The sequence below is a fragment of the Ktedonobacteraceae bacterium genome (assembly GCA_035653615.1).
GTDB lineage: Bacteria > Chloroflexota > Ktedonobacteria > Ktedonobacterales > Ktedonobacteraceae > DASRBN01.
The window spans coordinates 38,686-60,704 of sequence record DASRBN010000011.1; the positions used below are offsets into that span (position 1 = coordinate 38,686).

Annotated in this window: 16 protein-coding genes; 3 read left to right on the top strand and 13 right to left on the bottom strand. The window is 53.9% G+C overall.

What is annotated here, in order from left to right:
- Positions 1-10 precede the first annotated feature (10 nt).
- Positions 11-559: a non-canonical purine NTP pyrophosphatase gene (locus tag VFA09_06025; protein HZU66816.1), complete on the top strand. Its 549-nt coding sequence runs from the start codon at positions 11-13 to the stop codon at positions 557-559.
- Between the two features lie 45 nt (positions 560-604).
- On the opposite strand, the gene VFA09_06030 is transcribed toward VFA09_06025, so the two are convergent.
- Positions 605-1,981 carry a glycine--tRNA ligase gene (locus tag VFA09_06030; GenBank protein HZU66817.1) on the bottom strand — a complete coding sequence of 459 codons (1,377 nt, stop codon included), beginning with the start codon at positions 1,979-1,981 and terminating at the stop codon, positions 605-607.
- Positions 1,982-2,120: 139 nt separating this feature from the next.
- On the opposite strand from VFA09_06030, the gene VFA09_06035 reads away from it, so the two are divergent.
- Positions 2,121-2,339, top strand: coding sequence for a hypothetical protein (locus VFA09_06035; GenBank protein ID HZU66818.1), 219 nt, complete (start codon positions 2,121-2,123; stop codon positions 2,337-2,339).
- Between the two features lie 133 nt (positions 2,340-2,472).
- Here VFA09_06035 and VFA09_06040 read toward each other — a convergent pair whose 3' ends face one another.
- Entirely contained in the window at positions 2,473-2,955 is a 483-nt protein-coding gene (locus VFA09_06040) for a hypothetical protein (protein ID HZU66819.1), read from the bottom strand.
- A 348-nt stretch (positions 2,956-3,303) separates the two neighbouring features.
- Between VFA09_06040 and VFA09_06045 the strand changes: the two genes are divergently transcribed.
- Positions 3,304-4,470 (top strand): DUF6036 family nucleotidyltransferase, encoded by a 1,167-nt coding sequence (locus VFA09_06045; protein HZU66820.1) that lies wholly within the window; start codon positions 3,304-3,306, stop codon positions 4,468-4,470.
- A gap of 57 nt (positions 4,471-4,527) precedes the next feature.
- Here the strand turns inward: VFA09_06045 and VFA09_06050 are convergent, their stop codons facing one another.
- From VFA09_06050 to VFA09_06100, 11 genes are all read right to left on the bottom strand, one after another.
- Positions 4,528-5,505, bottom strand: coding sequence for an alpha-ketoacid dehydrogenase subunit beta (locus VFA09_06050; GenBank protein HZU66821.1), 978 nt, complete (start codon positions 5,503-5,505; stop codon positions 4,528-4,530).
- A 13-nt stretch (positions 5,506-5,518) separates the two neighbouring features.
- Positions 5,519-6,580, bottom strand: coding sequence for a pyruvate dehydrogenase (acetyl-transferring) E1 component subunit alpha (pdhA, locus tag VFA09_06055; protein HZU66822.1), 1,062 nt, complete (start codon positions 6,578-6,580; stop codon positions 5,519-5,521).
- A gap of 9 nt (positions 6,581-6,589) precedes the next feature.
- Positions 6,590-7,210 carry a 3-isopropylmalate dehydratase small subunit gene (gene leuD, locus VFA09_06060; protein HZU66823.1) on the bottom strand — a complete coding sequence of 207 codons (621 nt, stop codon included), beginning with the start codon at positions 7,208-7,210 and terminating at the stop codon, positions 6,590-6,592.
- Between the two features lie 33 nt (positions 7,211-7,243).
- Complete coding sequence (locus VFA09_06065) at positions 7,244-7,399, bottom strand: hypothetical protein (GenBank protein ID HZU66824.1); 156 nt, start codon at positions 7,397-7,399, stop codon at positions 7,244-7,246.
- Positions 7,400-7,431: 32 nt separating this feature from the next.
- Positions 7,432-8,856: a 3-isopropylmalate dehydratase large subunit gene (leuC, locus tag VFA09_06070; protein HZU66825.1), complete on the bottom strand. Its 1,425-nt coding sequence runs from the start codon at positions 8,854-8,856 to the stop codon at positions 7,432-7,434.
- Between the two features lie 148 nt (positions 8,857-9,004).
- Positions 9,005-10,894 carry a hypothetical protein gene (locus VFA09_06075; GenBank protein HZU66826.1) on the bottom strand — a complete coding sequence of 630 codons (1,890 nt, stop codon included), beginning with the start codon at positions 10,892-10,894 and terminating at the stop codon, positions 9,005-9,007.
- Between the two features lie 212 nt (positions 10,895-11,106).
- Entirely contained in the window at positions 11,107-12,192 is a 1,086-nt protein-coding gene (locus tag VFA09_06080; protein HZU66827.1) for a HEAT repeat domain-containing protein, read from the bottom strand.
- Positions 12,185-12,892: a sigma-70 family RNA polymerase sigma factor gene (locus VFA09_06085; protein ID HZU66828.1), complete on the bottom strand. Its 708-nt coding sequence runs from the start codon at positions 12,890-12,892 to the stop codon at positions 12,185-12,187. Before VFA09_06085 ends, VFA09_06080 begins: the two co-directional genes overlap by 8 nt.
- Before the next feature lie 184 nt (positions 12,893-13,076).
- On the bottom strand, positions 13,077-16,466 hold the full coding sequence (locus tag VFA09_06090; protein HZU66829.1) for a hypothetical protein: 3,390 nt from the start codon (positions 16,464-16,466) through the stop codon (positions 13,077-13,079).
- Positions 16,467-16,479: 13 nt separating this feature from the next.
- Complete coding sequence (locus VFA09_06095; GenBank protein HZU66830.1) at positions 16,480-19,416, bottom strand: hypothetical protein; 2,937 nt, start codon at positions 19,414-19,416, stop codon at positions 16,480-16,482.
- Positions 19,403-22,006: a hypothetical protein gene (locus VFA09_06100; GenBank protein ID HZU66831.1), complete on the bottom strand. Its 2,604-nt coding sequence runs from the start codon at positions 22,004-22,006 to the stop codon at positions 19,403-19,405. The genes VFA09_06095 and VFA09_06100 overlap by 14 nt, the downstream gene beginning before the upstream one ends.
- Positions 22,007-22,019 lie beyond the last annotated feature (13 nt).

A 22,019-nucleotide genomic window follows, 5' to 3' on the forward strand; every position in this document is an offset into this window, starting at 1 on the left:
AGCAGCAAATATGATCGATTCGCTAACATTCATCACAAGCAATCCAGGAAAGGCCAGGCAACTCGGCCGGTATCTAGACTTTCCCGTGATTCACAAAAACATTGACCTGGTCGAAATGCAATCGCTTGATTTAACAGAGATCATCGAGCAGAAAGCCAAAGAGGCTTATAAGCATATCCGCTCGCCGGTACTGGTAGAAGATACCTCGCTACGATTTCTGACATTGGGCAGATTGCCGGGGCCACTCATCAAATGGTTTTTAACAGAACTGGGTACAAATGGGCTTTGCAAGTTGCTTGATGGATATACGGATCGATCTGCCCTGGCAGAAGTACAATTTGGCTTGTATGATGGCGAGATGTTTCAGTCCTTCGCAGGTAGTAGAGAAGGTTCGATTGCTCCTGCTCCACGCGGGAACAGCGGCTTTGGTTGGGATTCCATATTCATCCCTAAAGGGTATCACAAGACATGGGGCGAGATGACGAGCAGCGAAACGCAAGAAACATCGATGAGAAAAATCGCGCTGAAGAAACTGGAAGTGTATTTATCTGCCCTGTAGGGGTAGGGGAGCTTGCTCCCCCACCCCTACTGAGATTGTAACGTCCTATGCGTAATTCCAGGTCACGCGCTTCAGAAGGTATGATGGCAGTTCGTTAATGGGAAGACGAATCTGAGTCATACCATCACGCTCGCGAATCGTGACTGTCGAATCCTCAAGGGTCTGGAAATCGACGGTGACGCAATACGGCGTGCCGATCTCGTCCTGGCGGCGATAGCGGCGACCGATATTGGCCACATCATCGTACTGCGCGACCATGAACCGCTTCAAGCGATTATGGATATCCTTCGCCGTCGTTACCAGTTCCTCTTTGTTCTTCTGCAAGGGCAATACCGCGACCTTGACGGGCGCCAGCCACGGATGCAGGCGCAGCACAGTGCGGCCCTCCTTATCCTTGCCGGATGGTGGCTCTTCCTCGTAGGCATCGAGCAGCAGGTTCAGGAAGGTGCGATCCACGCCGCCAGAGGTCTCGACGATCCATGGGATATACCGTTCTTTGGTCTCTGGATCGGTATAGCTCAGGTCGTGGCCGCTGTACTCACTGTGGCGCGAAAGATCCCAGTCTTGCCGCCAGTGAATGCCCTCCCATTCCTGCCAGCCCAGTACAGTTCGATACTCGATGTCGAAAGCTTGCTTCGCGTAATGGGCAAGCTCATCGGGCGCGTGAGCGCGGAAGCGCAGGCGATCCTTGTGGTTGATGATACCCTCGTACCACTTGAAGCGGAACTCTTTCCAGTAATCGAACCACTTCTGCATCTCGCTCGGATGCACGAAGAATTGCAGGTCCCACTGCTCGAATTCGCGCTGGCGGAAGAGGAAGTTGCCGGGTGTGACCTCGTTGCGGAACGCCTTACCAATCTGGCAAATGCCGAAAGGTATCTGCATGCGCGAGGACTTCAAGACATTATCGTAGTCCAGGTAGATGTTCTGGCAGGCCTCGCCGCGCAGGTAGGTCTTCATGCGCTCGCCCTCGACGACGCCGATATATGTTTCCATCATCAGGTTGAAGAGACGCGGCTCCGTCAGTTCGCCGCCACATTCCGGGCATTTATTTTGCTCGACGTTCTCTACTGGCAGGTGATCCAGGCGGAAACGCCGCTTGCAGTTCTTGCAATCCACGAGCCGGTCGACGAAATTCTCAACATGGCCGCTGGCCTCCCACACGCGCGGGTGCGTGATGATATTGCCTTCGATACCGACGACGTTATCATTCATCTGCACCATCGACCACCACCAGTAGCGGCGGATGTTGTTGCGCAATTCGACGCCGAGCGGCCCGAAGTCATAGATGCCGGAGACGCCGCCGTAGATTTCGGAGTTGGGGTAGACGAAGCCACGCCGCTTGCACAACGAAACGATCTTCTCAATGGGAACAAGCGGAGTGTCCTCGGTTGCTTGAACCTTGTCCTCTGTCTGTGTCATGAGTGGTTTCTTTCCTTTCCTCAAAAACATGATATTTGAGGTCGAACCACTCAATAAAGGTCGCAACGATTTCTGAGTGGCCGCCTCAAAAAAATTCCCCAGGCGTTCATTCTTCTGCAAAACGCCCAGGGACGAATACATGCCGTTGCAGGCCTGGGGCAACTACAAACTGCGGCATGATGCGCGGTTCCACCCTGCTTCTTCACCCAATCGTGTGAAGCCACTCATTGAATCCAGCTCCGAAGCGCCTTCGCCTGCTGCGAATAACCGGCATCGCACCATTCGCCGGCTCTCTGCTATCCCTGGCAGGTTACTCCTCTTCATCATCACTGGAGGATATATGCTTGTATGTGCGTAGTATATCGCAGTTGAGGGGAAGATGCAATAGTCACGGCTTGAGTTCGTTTTTTTGAGGACTTGTCGGATCATTTCTCGGATGCCATCTCGATTGTTGTGTAGCGAAAGGGTCGTAGAGAAAGAGCCCTCAGACCTTAGCGATTAATCTCAATGATTAAGACCCAGGCATCAGTAAAAGCGGCGAGGAAGGAGAGCAGGGTCGCGGCGACCATCCAATAGAGACCGTTGATTCCGAAGATCAGGACAACGATGCCAGCAAGAACAAAGGAGATCGCCGCCACCTGGCTGACCACGCCCCAACGGACGAACGCGCGGCGATACTGAGCTTGCGTCTTGCGCAGGCTATTGAGTTGGAGGAGAGACATCATCACCCAATCGATCAGTCCAATGAGCAGGATTTCGATACCAATGGCAAGGAAGGACTGTCCAGGAATCAGGAGCAGCGAGCAAATGAAGAGTACCGCCACCAGGGCCACCAGGGCTTCTAAAGCTCGATTGGTCAAGATAGATGACGCCATAATCTTCGTGAGATTGATCGAGACTCCCACAAAGACGAGCCCAGTCAGCGCGGCTGAGGCTCCCAGCTCGCCAACGAAAAAATTCTCCCAACCACTCATATCTGCTCCTTGACAAGACTTTTCTCTGATCGCTCCTCTGCATCCAACCACCCTTCTGAATACTTGAGGTTGAGTTCATTCTACCACACTTTGCTTCTGATAGGTGAGGGCATTGAGTAGGACACTGGGGGCTGCACATCGCTACACAACTAGCAAGATAGCACCTGTCTTTCTCTCTCAAGGATACCTCCTTTTCCCTCCTCTCATCAAATCACGATGGACTGATCACTAGAGCAAACAGGAGCGCCGCCAACCTTAATGGCGGGGACGCTGCCTTTGGTAAAAGACGGCAATCTCTGGTAAAATGAAGTCAGAAGAAGTGTTTCATATGAGAGCACAGGAGCCAGAGTGAATACAACTCTCAACAATCAAACCGCTTTAATTGACGATGAAGAACCTGACCGGCTGATTAATATATTACGGTCATGGGGCATCGACTATTTGATGGCTGCCTCTTATACCACAGGGAAGGCAGATCATCTATCGCCCGTTGAGTTAGTGAAATGCCTGGCGCAATGTAAGTATCCACGTGTCCGTGATGCAAGCATCTCACTCTTCTTATTGCACCCTGAGTTAGCAGACGCTATCGATGAAGCCTACCGCTCAAGCCCTCTACCAGTTAGCGAGCAGATTGCAGTTTTGACACTGGCCACGCTTTACCTCCAACGATTATGGTCATTTCGACTGACGGTAGCGCTTGGACATACTCCTTGTTTCCCTGAGCAGCGTTTCGCACATCTCTGGCAAAGTCGGCATTTACCTCGACCGGTATGCAGATATGGACAGCAGGGATTGGAGGCATTGCAGGCAATCGAGCAGCAACGCCGGGGCTTGCCATTGAACTTTATCGGAGATTGGCAAAATCAGCTAGATCATCTATTGCTGCAAGAAGAGGCCAAACATCGTTACTATGCTGTTCCTCTCGCGTCATTAGCAATACAGGAGGATGAGGAACAGGAGTGCAACGAAATGAGTATGCGCCACATGGTCACAAGGGCCGATATCGAGAAGTTTTTGATTGCTTTAGGAAAGACTTTTCGCAAACCCGGACGGCTGTATTTGGCCGGTGGAGCTTCGCTGGTGCATTTGGGACTCCGATCAGGCTCCACTATGGATATTGGCGTGGTAATAGAGACAACAGACGAAGATAGTATGGTAACTGCTATCCGGCGCATCGTCGAGCAGATGCAGATCAATATCGAGTTTTCTTCACCAGGAGATTTTATTCCTCTTCCGGCACAATGGGAAGCACATGCACGATATATTGGCCGTTACGGGTCAATAGAGGCTTTCTACTTTGATTTCTACAGCCTCGCGCTGAGCAAAATTTCGCGAGGAAGTGACCGCGACCTTCTCGATGTCAAACTCCTGGCACAACAAAAAGTAATCACGCTGGAAGAACTGGACGCCGCATATCATGAAGTCCTGCCCCGTATGGGAAAGCGCCCTTACATTAATCTAAATCCCCAACGCTTTGCCGAGCGCTATGCGCTTGTGCGCCAGGAGTTACAATAAAATTAGAGGCGACCACAAGGGTGCGCCCTTGAATGATTTTTCCCCACCTTTTTGTCTCTACGGCTCCATCACCTGCCTCAAAGCCGTCATTACCTTCTGCACCGACGGCAAGTAATAATCTTCCTGCCCTGGGACGGGAAATGGTGTGTCGTAGCCGGTAACGCGCCCGACCGGTTTCAAGAGCGAATAAAGGCAGTGTTCGTTGATGACCGCCGTCACTTCAGCACCAACGCCGCCTGCGCGCGGTGCCTCGTGTACGATGACAGCGCGGCCCGTCTTCTCGACGGACGAGACAATCGTTTCTTCATCGAGCGGCCAGATCGTTCGCAGGTCGATGACTTCAACGCTGGTACCCATTTCTTGCTGCGCCTGTTGCGCGGCCTCCAGGGCAAGCGGTACCATCGCACCATAAGCGAAGAGGCTGGCATCCGAGCCTTCCTGCACGACCTTTGCTTTGCCGAGTGGCACGGTGTAATATTCCTCCGGCGTCTCCTGGCGGAACGAGCGATAGAGCTTGATGTTTTCGAGGAACAGCACCGGGTCCGGGTCCTGCACAGCCGAGGCCAGCAGGCCCTTGGCATCGTATGGATTGGAAGGAATGACGATCTTCATGCCGGGAGTCTGTAGAAAGACACCTTCGAGGCTGTCGGAGTGCAATTCCGGTGTGCGCACGCCTCCACCGTAGGGAGCGCGCACGACCAGCGGGCAGGTATAAGCCCCGGCGCTGCGAAAACGGATACGCGCCGCCTGCGAAACCAGCTGGTTCATGCAGACGAAAAGGAAGCCGGCGAATTGTATCTCGGCGATGGGCCGCAGCCCGTAAATAGCCATGCCGACAGAAGTGCCGATGATACCGGATTCCGCGAGCGGTGTGTCAAAGACGCGTTCTTCGCCGAATTTCTTTTGCAGGTGTTCGGTGACACGGAACACACCACCATTTGGGCCGATATCCTGTCCGAGTAGCACGACGCGCTTATCCCGCTCCAATTCGAGCGCGAGCGCAGAGTTCAGCGCCTCAATCATAGTCATTTGCATGGGAGTTTCACCTCTATTTTATATAGCGTAAGAGATCGGCCCGTTCCTCTTGCAGGCGCGGGGGAAGTTCGGCCATGGTGTAGTCGAAGAAGCTGTCAGGGCGCATGGGTGGTGTGGCTTCGGCCTCCCGCACGGCTTCGTTGATCTCTTCTTCCAGGTCTGTGACGATTTGCTGCACCTGTTCCTCTGTCAGCAGGCCGCGCCGGATGAGAAAACGCTGGAAACGCGCGATAGGGTCTTTGGCACGCCAGGCCTCGACCTCGGCAGGGTCACGATAGCGCGTTGGATCGTCGGCGGTAGTGTGCGCGCCAATGCGATAGGTGAGTGTTTCTACCAGCGTTGGCCCCTCTCCAGCGCGAGCGCGTTCGACGGCCTGCTGCATCACATCATAGACGGCGAGGATATCGTTGCCGTCCACCAGTACGGAAGGGACGCCGAAACCGGCCCCACGCGCGGCCAGATATTGCGCGGCGCTCTGCTTATGCCGGGGAACGCTGATAGCCCAGCCGTTATTCTGCACGACCAGCACAACGGGCGCACGAAAGACGCCCGCGAAGTTCAGCGCCTCGTTGAAATCGCCCTCGGATGTAGCCCCATCGCCGCATACACCCACCGCTACCGCCGGGTCGCCCGCTATTTTGGCGGCCATTGCCAGACCAACAGCATGCAGCATCTGGGTGCCGATCACAATTTGAATGGGCAGGCAATGCGTCTCGCCCGGCCAGTTTTCAGGCGTGAAGCCGCGAAACGAGTAAGCGACCGTGGCTATAGGAACGCCCTTGACAAATAACGAGGCGATTTCGCGGTAAGAGGTGGCCAGCCAGTCCTGCGTTTGCAGAGGCGCGGCCAGTCCGACCGCCGTGGCCTCCTGCCCAACCAATGAGCCAAAGGTGGTAGCGCGCCCCTGCCGCTGCATGGCGATGATTTTATTGGAAAAGAGGCGACCAAGCTGCATATAGCGGTAGAGCGCCAGCATGCGTTCATCGCTCAGGTCGGGTATTGCTCCCACCACGTTTCCATCGGGATCGAGGATCTGATAGGGAACGAGGCCAGGGTCAATTTGTTGTATGGTCATGCTCACTCCTTAAGAGGCAAACACCCAGGGAGCCTCTTGTTTCCTTTTCGCTTCGTAGGCCGCGATCTCATCCTGGTGGCTCAGCACCCAGCCGATATTGTCCAGGCCTTGCAGCAATGCGTTTTTGCGGAAATTGTCGATCTCGAAGTGCAATTCGCGCCCGCCCGGTGTGGTAATCGTCTGGGAGGCAAGATCAACATGCAGGCTATAGCCCTCGGTTGCCTCGACCTCGGCAAAGAGCTCCTGGACAATGGCTTCGTCCAATGTGACGGGCAGGATGCCGTTGTTAAAGCAGTTGTTGTAGAAGATATCGGCAAAGCTGGGCGCGATGATGCAGCGGAAGCCATAATCGCGAATAGCCCAGGGAGCATGCTCGCGCGATGAACCGCAGCCGAAATTATCGCCTGTCAGCAAAATAGTGGCACCCTGGTAGCGTGTCTGGTTCAGCGGAAAATCAGGATTGGGTACTTTGGAATCTTTATCGAGGTAGCGCCAGTTGGCGAAGAGGACATTTTCAAACCCGCTGCGCCGGATGGTTTTGAGGAAACGAGCGGGAGTTATTTCATCGGTGTTGACGTTGACGCGATCAAGCGGCACAACAAGGCCTGTGAATGGTTTGTATGGTTCCATATTTTTTCACCCCTTTGTGATCATTTGATGGAGTTATAAATCAAACCGGCACCGGGGCCGATCAATCGGCGCTGCCCGCGATAAATCGGGGCCTACGGCTGTGCCGTAGGGGCCGGGCAGTCCTGCCTGGGGGACAGGCGTACCGCGCCCATCGCCGATTGATCGGCCCCACGCGGTTGACCGGCTCATTTACTACTCCCATCATTATGCCCTTATAACATTTATTGCCAATCTCGAATATCGACGAAGTGGCCGGCGACGGCAGCGGCGGCAGCCATGGCGGGACTGACAAGATGTGTACGCCCACCACGTCCCTGGCGGCCCTCGAAGTTGCGGTTGCTGGTCGAGGCGCAGCGCTCGCCCTCGGAAAGCTGGTCGCCGTTCATGGCGATACACATGCTGCATCCCGACTCGCGCCACTCAAAGCCTGCTTCGCGGAAGATATCGGCCAGGCCCTCTTCCTCGGCCATGCGGCGCACCTGCATTGAGCCTGGCACGACCATGGCGCGAATGTTGGGCGCGACATGCTTGCCCTTGACGTACTGCGCGGCCATGCGCAAATCTTCCAGGCGCGAATTGGTACAGGAGCCGATGAAGACGGTGTTCAAGGGAATTTCGGTGATCTTCTGGCCCGGTTTCAGATCCATGTATTGCAGGGCGCGTTCGTAGGCCTTGCGTTTTTCGGGGTCTTGCACCTGCGCGGGATCAGGCACGACGCCGGTGACATCTACCACCATGCCAGGATTGACGCCCCACGTGACCTGTGGAGCCAGGTCCTCAATATGTACCTCGTGGACGGCATCGAACTTCGCGCCGGGGTCGCTTGGGAGCTGTCGCCATGCCTCGACTGCCCGCTCGAACATCTCCCCCTGGGGAGCGAACGGACGGCCCTTAATATAGGCAAATGTGGTTTCATCCGGGGCGACCATGCCTGCACGTGCGCCTGCCTCAATTGCCATATTGCAGAGGGTCATGCGCCCCTCCATCGAGAGGCTGCGTATGGCCGAGCCGCTGAATTCGATCACATGGCCGGTGCCAACGCCCGTGCCGAGTTTGCCGATGATCGCCAGCGCCAGGTCTTTAGCGGTGACGCCGGGCCCCAGCGTACCTTCGACGCGAATATTCATGGTTTTGGGGCGACTCTGCAAGAGGCATTGCGTCGCCAGCACCTGCTCGATCTCGCTGGTTCCGATGCCGAAGGCTAGCGCGCCGACCGCGCCATGCGTCGAGGTATGCGAGTCGCCGCACACGATGGTCATGCCGGGAAGCGTGATGCCCTGTTCCGGCCCGATGATATGCACGATACCCTGGCGCATATCGCCCATATCAAATAGCGTGAGGCCGAAATCGCGCGCGTTTTGCTCCATCGTGGTGATAACTTCGGTACTCGCTCTATCGACGACATCTAGCATGCGCCGTCCGGGTACCGTGGGTACGTTGTGATCGAGTACGGCAATGGTGGCATCGGGTCTACGCACCGGAAGATGATTCATGCGCAAACCGGCGAAGGCCTGCGGCGAGGTGGCTTCATGCACGAGATGGCGGTCGATGTACAGGATGGTGGATTCGCCTGGAACGTCACGAACGACGTGCGCGTCCCAGATTTTTTCAAACATTGTCTTTGGCCGGGAGCCATTTTCGTCCATAGATTCAGTCCTTCTAGAGTGCTTGGGGAACTCCTCATTGAGCTTGTTGTCTTTATTATGTCACATTCTGGAAGGATTGTGGGCCTGTATCTTTTAGGGGGATAGTGCAGCCGGGCAAGCAGCAGAGCTTCTTACTCTGCTGCTATGCTTAGCGACCGCGCCATACGATTATATCGGTTCCACTAGATGAGACTATCCACTCGCCGGGTCCCAATTGTACCTTTGGCGAAATCCATTTAACGGTTGTCACATTCGCATGATGTCCTTTAAATGCAAACAACTGATTATGATTGAGTCCGTAAATTTGAATAACCTGATCATCTCCGCCGGATGCAATGTAAAGGCTATCATCCGAGAATCCTAGATCGGTCACCGGCCCATTATGGTTGTATGGGAACAAAAGGTAGAACTGCTGAGCATTTCTCACCTGCACAGATTTGTTTTCACTGCCAATTCCGATATAGCGCCCATCAGGCGAGAATGCAACAGCCGAGATGGGTTGATCAAAATCCTTCCCTGTTGTCGCTATCAGTTGCCCTGTCTCAACATTCCAAACCTGAGCTGTCATGTCCTCAGAGCCGGAAAGAGCTGTTTTACCGTCTGGTGAGAGGGTAACGCAAGTGACAGTGTCGCTATGGCCCTTATAAACAAGCGGTTGCTTGAGGAATCCTTTCCGCAGCACGTCTCTATAAACCAGCACGTAGCAGCCTGATGTTACCACGAAATCTCCACGAGAACTCCAGGCGATCTTGCTTGCCGAAGGAAAGATGGGGTGGTAGTCACGACCTTTAATGGGTGTATATTCATCCCCTTGAAGTTGCCAGAGTCTCACAAGCCCATTCTGGCCTAGAGTGGCGAACGTTTGTCCATCAGGCGCCCACGCAGCAGAGGCGACCGGCACACCTTCATAGCGGAGAGAGTCGTCCAGTATCAATTCCTGCGAATCTATCTTCGAGACAATCACGCGGCCGCTTTCATCCGTTGATAGCAACTTTGATCCATCTGGAGACGGCAATGCAACTTTTACTCGCGCTTCATGTTGGTTGAAAATGTAGCGTTCAGTTCCGACTTGACTGCTCACCTGATATTTTTTCTTCGGCTTTCCAGCTCCTTGCAAAAGGTTTCCCAGGTTGTCGAATAGGACAGCCAGGAAAAGAAGACTTATCATCACCATAAGGGCGATTGCCGTCCTGCGAGTCATAGGCTTTCCCGCGACGGCCTTGATGAACGCCGCAGTCTCAGCAAGTGTATCTACCCGAGGCGGCCCAGGAATCATTTCTCGATAAGCCTGCTCGAACCTATCCCGGAATTTCTCTATTGAGGGCCGCTCGGCAGGATCTTTCGCGAGCGCCTCGCGGAATAGAGGGTGAAATTGCGGTGGCAGGTCTGTCAGGTCAGGCTCTTCCCAACGATGTTGCCAGCGAATCCTGGCATAAGTTGTTTCTGTCTCGCCAAATATACCATGTCCAGAGTAAAGCTTATAAAGGGTTGCAGCCAGCATGTACACATCCGAGGCAGTGTCGGGCTTTCCCAAATCAGGATGATCTACTTCAGGTGGCAAGAAGAGGAAAGATCTCAGGTCATAGGATTCAAGGGAGAACATCCCCAAAAACCATCTGCCAAAAGTATATATTGGCCCCACTGTACCTGCCTGAGTTGCTTCAGGCGGCTTCTGTAGAAAAATGTTGCCCGGCCGGATATCGAGAATAGGTATCCCAATCTGATGAGTAGCTCTTAATAGAGCTGACAGCTGTTTTACACAATCAAGCAGGTCGATGTCTGACATTTGTACGTTTTGCCGGCAAAACTCTTCATGGAGCGAAAGACCTGGGGATTTAAACCAGATAATTGTATATGCACATATGGAACTCTCTGTAAGAGGATGTAGTAGTTTTTCATCGTACTGGTAGATTCTTGGAAGCTCTGGATGATCTTCCGTTAAAAGATTCCACTCCTTAATGCGCCGGAGCAGTTCTTCCCGTTCTGCATCACTCCGTACTACGATCTCTTCTTTCAAAAACTGTAAAGGAGCATCCATACTTTCCTTCTCCTACACGGTCTTTCACCTACTCGATAGCAATACTATTTCCTGACTGGTTTGGAATTGATGTTCCAATAAAACTACCAACTTCAATCTCATGCATACATGACAATTTGATGGAGTCGCGAGATGTATTACATGATACCCTGCTAAGAGAGACGCATGGCTCACCATTCCTTCAAATAAGTCTGGGGAGAGAACAGGTCATCTTATACATTGTCTCTATTCTCATCGCGCGGGATCGATCGGCGCCTCCTCCTGTGTTGCGAAATGTCTGTAATATTCTCTCTCCTTGCTTCTGGTTCAGGATTGGGATGAAGAGCATCGTACAGCATTGAGGCAGCTGCGCGAATAGACTCATCTTCATGATGCAAAAAGCGATTCAGCAACCTTTCTCCGACAGGCATACGAAGTTCTGCCATGGCTTCTAAAGCGGACTGGAGCAGCTTGTTACTTGCTTGAGGAGCGCGAAGAATATCCTGCAAAGCTGCCAGCATTTCTTTCTCGTGATCCTTCAGTTCGCCGACCACCCGTGCTGCCCGGCGCTGTTTCTCGCTGTCGCCCGACCGCAGGTCTGCAAGCAGGCGCTCAGTTGGAATATATTTGCGCAAGACGAGCAGGGCGGCTTGACGTACAAAATCGTCATCATCGTAGAGCATCGTATCGAGTCGCTCGCGTTGTTGTGGTTCCAGGCGCTGAATCAGCGTGCCAAGGGCGAGAACGGCAGCTTCACGTACCTGCCAATGTTTATCCTGCAAGGCGTTCACAAGTAATGCAACAGGAACCTGGTCACCCAATGAAGCGAGCAGGTGAACAATCCACATGCGCTCCCATTCGTCCACATCCTCGTTTTTGAGCTTGTTCTCCAGGTCGTTTAAGATCTCTTTGAGTAATCGTCGAGCGCCATAGCTCGTCAAGGCCTCTAACGCAGCCAGACGTATTTGTGGCTCATCATCATAAAGCGCGTCTACAAAAGGCTTGAGTGGGACAAGACCTGGATCACGTTTTTCTAACGCAAGCAGTCCACGCAGCGCCGCTATACGTATAGCCTTGTTAGGATGATTAAGAAAGGAAGAGATGGGCCCTAAAGCATTATTACCTCCATGTTCTATATTCCATTCTATCTCGCGAATCCGTTGTTGCCACTCTTCCGCCCCCTTGCTACTCAATCCTAATCTGGAAAGAATCTTTGACTCTAAATCAGGGGACGATGCTACAGGTTCCATGCCCGGTTGTTGCCGTTCGTGATTGCGATCTTCCGGCGAATCGCCGTGTCTGGAATGCCTCTCACTCATGGTCTTTCTCCTTTTCATCATCCTCTTTGTCCAACAAATCAGGGTAATCTTTGCCTAATTGTTCGCGCAGCTTTTTTCTAGCGCGCCAAATTCTTGGCTTGATTGTACCTTCAGATTCATTAAGTATACTACTGATTTCCTTATATGTGAGTTGTAGTCCAAATTTTATAGAGAGAGCTACTTGCTCTTGCGAGGTGAGATCCGTAAATGCTTTTAGAAAGGCTTCGTACTTTTCATTGAACTCAGCCTGTTCCTCTACGTCTATGACCCGCTTCCACAGAATCTGATAACGAACTCCTGGTTCTGAGGATTCGATTGATAACTCTTGCCACTGCTTTACTTTCTCATCCCGATGTTTTTTGGCATCATTTTTCACAATTCTAAAGAGCCACGCTCGTAGATGCAGTTCTCTTATACGTTGCGGCGTATAGCCTGGACTTTTGAGAGCTGAACGGGCATGTTCAAAGGCATCTATAATGGCATCCTCCGCCCCCTCGCGTTGTCCAACAATTGAGTACGCGAGCGCATAGGACTTTCCCCAGTACTTCTTTACAACAAGTTCAAAACTCGGCAAAGGTTTTAGCAAGGCATCAACATCGTTTCCTTTCAGCAGACGTTCCTTTTCTTTCGCCAGGCGTTCCGTTAACTCTTCGTCGTCAGGGAATTGTTGCGGTTCATCTTCAGGATCTCTTCTTGGCATCTCTTATACCTCGATTCATAGACAACAACACGGCATTACTATTATTGTAATACGAAATGATCCCGAAAGAGTTGCTTGTTTTTACGGATAATTTATTATTACTTTGTCTTCATATATCTATGCTCTGTTCTCTTATTTCAATACGATATATCGATTTATTGGAGTATGTTTCCCACCTGCCCTTTTAAGACAGGTGGGTGGTCGTTGCTGTGCTGGCGCCGGGCTGTGACAGGCCATTGCTCTTCGCACCGTTCACCTTGCTGGGGGGCAGTGCGAGCTGGCCTGCCTGATCAGGCGCCGGCAATTGCAGCGGTTCCGCTACGAAGCGTTTGACGCTCAGCAGGAGAATGCGCTCGACATCAGGAAAGTCGGTGATTTCTACCGGTTTGAGACTCTTCAACCCCTGGCGGAAATGATAGCTCTGCTCTGATGGGGCCATCAGCAGGCGGAAATCGACCCTCTGCCCGGCATGCAGGCTGCGTCCAAAGAGAACGTTATGCACCAGCAGGCGGCGCATCACGGCACGCGGGTCATAATCATCGCCCAGTTGCCGCTCCAGGTGCTTCAAGATGCCGTCCGTCATCAAGATTTCGTCGAGCTGATCGTCACTGTGCAGCCAGAAGAATTGACTCCATAAGGCGGTGGCTGTGGCAGCGAGACTTTTATTGTTCGTGGCGGTATCGGCTGACCGGTACGCTGAACCTTTGTTGCTCGACGTCTCAAGCGTCACGTGGCTCATACGCTTATTGAGCGTTTTCACGAAAGAAGTGAGGGCCGGGATTTCCTCGCCTGTAGAAGCGTCAATGCTGCGGTATTCTTCGTCGATGAGATCGATATTCCGAAGCGCAAGCGGGTCGATGACAAAGCGCAGGGTGATGGCCACGAGCGATGCCAGGAACAACTGCAGGCGGCGCTGATTACTGGCAAGCACATCGCGCTTTTCCAGAAGTTCGCGTTCGACATTTTCTGGAGTTTCCGACCCTTCCAGGCGCAGGATGAACTCCGCGAGTTCTTTCAAGGCTGGATGTTCTTTGATGAGTTGCTCACGCAGCGCTTTATAGGCGTTCGTCAGCGGTTCCGTTTCCAGTCGCTCATCGCGAATATGGAGGTTCAGCCAGACATTGCCCGGTTTGCCGCCTGCCCCTTGCTGCGCCTCATCCTGCTTATAGAGCAGGCGATCTGCGGCCAGCTGTTGCTGCGCCTGCGTGTTGATTGCCAGCTTATCCAGCAAGTCATTTAATCGCGAGAGACGAGTGTGGTATGGGCCAGGGCCGCCTTTTATGTCGAACAGTTCGGCCCGTTGAGCTATCTCCAGAGCCACTTCATCCGCGATTACCTCGATGACTTCCTCGATATCGCGCCGGTGTTGTTTGCGCATTTCTTCGACGATGCGACGGCGCTCGCGCAGCAGGTAATCCAACCACCAGAAGAAGTAGATCACCTCGATGCACAAAACGACCAGCAGGATGAGAGCCGCCGCGAATCCGATGGCCGGCATGAACGAGAGCCATAACAGGTAGTTAAGGCTGAGAATATCACCGGGCAGGCTCCCTAGAGAAGTGATCGAGAAACTGACGAACCACCCGGCCAGAGCCACCACGATGAGCAGGAGCAGGAAGGTAACTTCGGTGTACAGGCCGGGTCGTCGGTTATTCATGAGCGCCGGACGCAGTGTATAGAATTCCATCAAGAGCAGCAGGAGCAGGATGAAGATCGCGATGAACGTCAGCACCGGCACTCCCGATAAAACGTAGTCAACATAGGGCAACAGGCCATCGAAACGGACCAGCAGGAGATGATGCAGCCATGCCGCTCCACTGAAAACGGCCACCGCAGTCAGAAAAGCGGCCAGCAGCAGGGTGATAATGGCCATAATCTGCCTCGGCACGGGCGATCCGGCCAGGAAAGGCCAGTGCGCGAGATGTTCTTTCAAGCTATTGATCATGCTATTGCCGCGCTCTTGCAGCCTGCGTTTCCGGTTTTCCAGGTTATCTTTCGTTGACTGTGGACTGAGCGGCTTCTGCTGGTGTTCGCGGCGAAAATGGTCAATCGTATGGCTCAGGGCCTCCAACTGCATCAGCGCGCGTGGAATGGCTCCTGTTGCCTCATGGAAGAACTTGGGGTGACTGAGGACACGTTCCGCTTCGAGTTGCAGTGCTGTGAGTTCGTTTGCCTCGCGCTCCTGTACCGATTGCTGTTTCTTTTCGCGCAGCACCTGCGCAATTTGCGCGCCCCCGTGGAGCAGCGAATCTTGCATGGCGATTTCGTGGCTAGAGGAGATGTAGGTTCCTGTCAACTCAGCCAGGCAGCCCTGTAAATCTTTGATCGTGCTTTTGCCGATCTGAAAGTTAAATTGGCGCGTCGTGAAAGGATACGACCTTTTCTCTGAGACCAGTTTTGCCCGTCGTATGCCTTCCAGGGCCGGAACATCCTCCGGTTCTGCCGGGACCAGGGTTGGAATGGTATTCTGCACGCGCTGCCGCCATCCCATGAACCAGTTCGTCGCGATATCCGCCAGCGTGATTTTTTCTCTTCCTGGATTGGCCGGTCTTTCGCGCAGGGCGTTCATGCCATCCCGGGCCAGTCCGAAATTCAGCCAGCGGCGTCCCCAACGAGCCGAATACTCAAGCGCGGCGAGGCCTACGACATAGGTATTAGGCGGCAGGCCAAGCTGCTGTTTCGCGTCAGGCGATTCAACGGGTTGAGAAGCCGGACCTGCATATCCATTGCTGCTGGTTTCACTGACGGGAAACGGTGGAACGATCAGCAGCGTATAGAGCATCAATTCAGCAATATATGCCTGGGCCGTGCCGGAGATCAGCGCCGCATCCTCGCGGTAATTCTCGCTCAGAATAAGAGAGTCGATATGATCCCACGAGTTGTTCAGGCTCAATCCCTGGATAAGAGCAGTGGGCGGCCCCGCTTCCCCCGTATTGCCGAGGCACACGACCGTCGTACTCAGCAATGGTTGATGACCGGGACGATCAAATTTGCACGCATAATGTTTCAGATGATCGGCATACAGAGCCGCGCTGGTAAGCGATTCCGGGTGATCGACATCGGTCAGGAAGACGACGCGCACAGTTGAATCGCGGGTGCTTCGTCCGGGAATGGCGGCAGGGTTAAGGTCTTTCACCGCCGCGATACGATTAGTGCGTACCCGGTCAATCTCCAGGATGAGTTCATTCATGTTCTGTTCAAAAAGATTGAAAGGCATGCTCTCGGCATTTCCTGGATCGCGTACATCTTCGCTGAAGAGCATATCGTCCGGGTTGGTCGAATGCACTAATCCAACCAGGCCGGTCATGCTGCTATTCCCATTCGTGCTGCTTTCCTGCTTCGGTCCCGCTGGATGGCTCGTGTTAGGATTAATGCGCATGAACGAGAGAAAGTCTATCAGGTGCCGCCAGTGATACACCTCGCGACTCTTCATTTCGTTGGCCAGGTCGGTGATTTCTACTTGCAGCCATTCGAGGGCGCGGTCGTCGCTGATTCCGCGCATATCGATGACCACATGGGCAGCCGGCAGCGGAAGCTGGCTGCGCTGCTGCAAGCTGGTTTCAATCATATGCATACTTGTATTCCTCCTAATGGCCTGTTGGAACACCGGGTTTGTTGGCGTCCTTCTTCAGGTTCTCAACAGATGTGCTATCTTCCAGAGCAAAAATCTGGTGTACCTGGTGAATGCGCAAGTAAATCAGCTTTTCCCGGTCAGGAAACTCCATAACGTGTAAGCGACGGTAATCGACGTGTTCGAGTGCTTGCATAAATGTGTCGGAAGCAATTTCTGCTCCTGGTGCGATAAACAGGTAATACTCATCTTCGCCTAAAACTTCGTCAGGATAGCCGAGCAATGTCGCTTTCTGATATAAAGCGTCCACAGCCTCTAAGGGTTGCATGTGTGAAAGCAATAGCCGTTCAAGCACGTCACTGCCGGTGAAAACTTCTTCCAACTGCGGCAAATGCTCGTGCTGGGCGCTAATCCAGGTGATGAGGGCATACAATCCCTGCCGTTCCCTGTCCCTTATCGTGAGAGCGCGCTGACTCCCACGTGCCTGAGCCACCAGCGTCTGCTTGACGGCTGTTTGCAGCTCGATGAATTCTCCTCGCGCGAGCAACGGCTCTGGAAGGTACCTCGTCTTGAGCGCCGTGTATTCCTGCAAGATGGAAAGCACATCCGACAGATGTGGCGGCCTGACAGGGGACACCAGCAGTTGTGCAACGAGCAACACACTGACCACCTGGAAGCGCGATTCTCTATCTTTGCTCGCTATCCAACGCTGTTTTTGCCATATATCCTCTAAAAGTTCTCCTGGACGCTCGGTTCCTAGCTGGCGCAGGAGCATTTCCGCCAGCATATCTACAATCGGATTGGAGCGTAGCGCCTGATACGATCTCAGGAATGCCTCTTCTATACGCGGCCAGTCAATCAACTCTATTGAGCTAGAGAGGTCCTGCGTGGTCTGCTGCTCCTTGCTGCTAGGGGCTTCAACGCGCAAGCGCATCTCAGCCAGCCTTTGCTGGAAACGCACCCGCTCCTCAGCTCTCCGGCCTGCCTGGGCAAACGCCAGCACTCGCTCTTCATAAGGGCTGCTAGCCTTCCCCGGATTATAGAGATTGGCTTTCTCCAGCAGAGCAAGCGCCACACGTGCCGCGATAGTCTCGCTTACCGAAGTCAGATGCCCGGCAATCACAGCACTCAGCCGTCCCTCAACAGCGCGAAGGTAGCGGCGCATTGAGCGGTTACGCGTACTCAGATACAGGCACTCACCGGCCAGCACGAGCAAGATGAGGATGGCGCGTACCATCCATACCAACAAACTCACAAAAGAAGGCACGAATATATTCAGCAAGGTTGGGAACAGTCCTTGCCAGTTGATGCCAAAGAGCAGCACCCCGCCGAGTACGAGGGCTATCAACCAGGAAATGACGGTTGAACGAAACACCTTCCCGAAGAAAGGCACATGCCAGATCTGAAATTTTGCTGCAATCTCTGTCGATGCTTGCTGCGCAGCTCGCTCAAACTGTTGCCGGTAATCATCTGTCCTGATCTGTCGCTGCGCTTCAGCGGTGATAGTTTGCTGCGTATAGGTGTTGAACGCGGCCAGCTGACAGAGCGCGCGTGGTACAGCGCCTTCGGCTTGCTGGAAGTGCAGGCCCAGGAATCGCTGTAGTTTGTGATAGAGCAGCAACAGGCGATAATGACTTTCAAACGCGCCCTGGTCATCCCCGCCAGCATCTCCGGCCCCGGCGAAACGCTCCATGAACCAGCGCAGTTGTTCGAGAACAGCTCCCGGCCCTTGATCGAGCGCGCGTTGCAGCGTAGGCGCGTTTTTTCCGCTGTAGCATACCCCCACCCTGTTATTGAGTTCCGTCAGCTGCTCCTGAACATCAAGTAACTTGCCACCAGAAAGTGTAGTCGAACGTGCATAATTGCTCAGATAGGCAATGCCGTGCAGTTCGTCGATGTCCCCACTGAGCAAATCCGGTACAATCTCGCGTAAGTCACGTCGCCATGTATCCAGCCATTTATGAATATTCCACACGAGGCTCGCTCGATCTTGTTCGACCGTTGTTGAGGCGAGCAGCATTTTCAAGATGTTACCGGTCACGCTGTAGTCGAGCCAGCGGGCAGACCAGCGAGCCGAATATGCGAACTCTGCAAGGCCAATCAGGTACGTGGGCCAGGGCAGTGTCAGCGCGGCTTCTACGAAACGCGGGTGCATCTCGATAGGATCATTGATCCGTTTCCACAGGATAGCGGGCCAGCGCAGGATAAGCGCGTACAGCAAGAGTTCCGCCTGGAAAAGCTGCGCGCTTTCGCTGAATGCCGCATCCTGGTCGGAATACTTTTGCAGCAAGATCACCGTATCGATAGTGCTATCTGGCACCTGCCCCAGGGTCTGGAATAAAACATCCTGGTACAATGCGCTCACGTTCAAGCAGAGAACGACCGTATGGATGCGCGCGTCGCGATGGTGACGACTCCTGCCATGCTCCTGCTCGCACCAGGCCTTGAGCCACGAAGCGTAGGTAGCGGCGCGTTCTAGCGAGGCCACTTCGCGCATGTCGGCCAGCAAGAAAATGCGCACTGTTGATTGACGCACATCCTCCATAGTCACCGCCGGTACTGGTACCCCAGGTACGTTCAAGCGCGCGTTGCGGACCCGGTCGATACATGCACTCCCTAAAAAGGTGATCAGGTCTTCAGAGTCGCGCATTGGCTGTTCCTGACCGTCAGGTAATGTAACCATAAACTGCGTATCCGGCCCTGGTGGAAGATCGCCAGGTACAGCATCCAGCCGCAAGATCGCCACACAGTCACACAGGTGAGACCAGTGTGTCACGTTGCGCGCACGCATCTCGGCGGTCAGGTCGTCCAACTCGGTATTCAATTGACTAAGCAGCAGGGCAGAATCGTCGCTGCTGTGACGCACATCCAGCACAACAGCGGCCTCTGAGAGCGGCAAAGACGCAAGAAAGGAATAGTCTGCCTCTGCTGGTTGATCGCTAATTTGTGCCATCTGAACTCTTTTCCTCTACAGGCTCCAGACCCCCGGTTACTTCCTTGCTCGCACCATTTTGATGATTGCCGGTGTCTAGCGGCGCCAGCGACGCCTCGGGTTTATGCCCGTTGGTACCCGGCTTGCCCGATTCTTCCGCGGGTTTGCTCTCAAAAAGCGGGTGCAATTCCGGCAGCTTTTCGATGGCAAACTCGTAGTCTTTCCTGGCACTCACAGCGAAGAGACGACGAATGACGCCCGTTTGCAAAACCCGCCATTCCGCGTCCTTCCCGCTGAAGACGGGAACGCCCACACGCCGGTTCAAGCTATTGATGCTGTCAATCGGACTGCCGCTGTCCAGTTCCTCGCGCTGTTCCTCCCAGAGCACACGGCGTCTGAGGAACGCATCCAGGCAGCGCCCGGTCAGGTCGTTCACAGCAGACATAGGAATGCCATCGACATAATAGAAGAGAGCGATTTCGCCAGGGGAGTTCGACTTGAGTAAGGTGCATTGTCCCTGGGTGACGGCCTCTTTGATGGCATCCAGCAGTTCCTCGCGCTGATCTCCGTTCCTGTAGAAGGCGCTGACATGCCATGCCTCGCTCAATGCGGGAGCGAAGTTGCGATTGTACATAATCAAAGCGGTGGCCCTTTTCGCGGCCTCTGCCAGTCGCTCTTTCAACGAATCTTCACCGGCACGATGGAGAATATCGAGGATAGAATGCTGTTCCATAGCCGCGCGTATCTTTTCACGGGTATAGGACGTGACAACCTCCATCAATTGTTCAAGGTTGCCCTTGAACAGGCTCTCCAGTTCCTGGCGCCCCTGCAGCCACTGTCGAAACTCGGCCAGTTGTTCCGGCGCATCCTGTTCTGAGGTAAAGATGCTGACCTGAGAGGCATAGACGTTGATATCATCGAGCGAACTGAGGGCGACGATGCTCATAGGATTGCCGGTCTCGATGCTCAATGTGCGCGCGGTATTGGCAAAACGCAGGTCGTCGTTACGCTTGCGTCGCAGTTTGTTGAGGACGATATCCAGGTTGCGGCCAATTTCCTCGCAGCGCTGCTCCAGGTGTTCAAGGACATAAATGGCGGATGAGCGCGTGTTCTCTTGCAAACGTTCATCCAGGTTGCGTTTCATGGTGCCGGCCAGCTGGCGCAATTTCGCCTTGCGATTGAACGGCAAGAAACTACCCACTTGCTTTTGCAGGTTGAGAATGGCCGCGTCATTGACACTGGTACGAGTATCGGCGCGCGCGACCTCGAGGGCGGCAGTCAGGATATCCTGCAACGCGCGATATTCCTCGCGTAATTCAGTCAGTGATACACCACCGCGGCCAATGCGCTCGCCCTTGATGCGCTCAAGCTCCAACTGGGCATTTGCAGTGAAGGTATGAGCATAGTCCTGGATGCGATGTCGTACCCGGCTGGCTTCGGCTTTTCCCTCCTGCCACAAACTGTTCAGTTTCGCGGCCTTTTCGCCGTCCGACGATCCTTTAGCGTTGATGGTCATATCGATACGGCGTTGAATTTCTCCCAGGCCCGCTGCTTCCGCCAGGTAGTCAAGCAGCTTCTGGTAGCGGCTCTCGGCGTCCTCGCCGGCAAGGGCATCGGCGAATCTGCCGAGCAGGACATTATCGGTATCAGCAGGTCTGCCTTTTTCAAAGACGAGGTTATTGACCAGGCGTGCCACGTCTCGCTGAATAATCTGCTCTTCCAACTGCCCCAGGCCAATGGTAACGATGGTGGCAAGGGATAAATGCATGGGCAATTTGCTGAGCGGGTCAAGATCGAGCAGGACATGATTATCAACCTCACGCTCGCGATGTTCGGCTGAAAACGTCGAGGCCGGATCGCTGCAGAGGCGGACAATTGTGGCCGCCGTTTCCTGCAACTGGTCGATGGAGCGCAGTACCGTGTCGCTGCCCCAACCGATCAGTATCTTGCGTCCCTGGTAGCTGCGCGTACCGCTGCCGGTCAATTGTGATGCCGCCAATTCGGCGAACAGCGCCAGCGTATTGGCCATGTGGAGGTCGGTCACATCCTGTGAGGGTTGTAAGATGTAGGTATCGCAGCGAATCCTGCCATGCTCGGTCGTGTGAACATTGGCATAGTCGGCTGCGTCGATGATCACATCGATCAGGTGTTCGAGCGAGCCGCTTCCGGTTGCCCCGACAGAACTGACGATGAGCGCGACGGAGACGTTAGTGGAGCGATCTCCATCACGCGCCAGATCGGTCATGCAGCTAATAAGCCACTTGCGGAGTTCTTCGCGCTTGATCTCTACCGCTCCGGCGCCATTATAGCGAATGCTACCGCCACCTGTTTCCGCTGTGCCTGGCAGTAGCCCATCGAACAGCATCTTTGACACCCGTGGATAGCGCTGGCGATTCTGGTAGACGGCGCGCATATAGCGTTCGTCGATGCTCAGGTGGAACCACTCGCCCTGGCGCAACATCTTGTCACGTTCCGACAGGTTCGCGCTGTCGATATAGCGTACCATGACTGTTAATTCGCTGTTTGGGTGTTCCTGCATTTGCTTCAACAGTGTACGTCCAACGCCTGCCGCGACGGTTCCGGCGGTTATCACTAACAGTTTCTTACTCATTTTTACTCGCTCC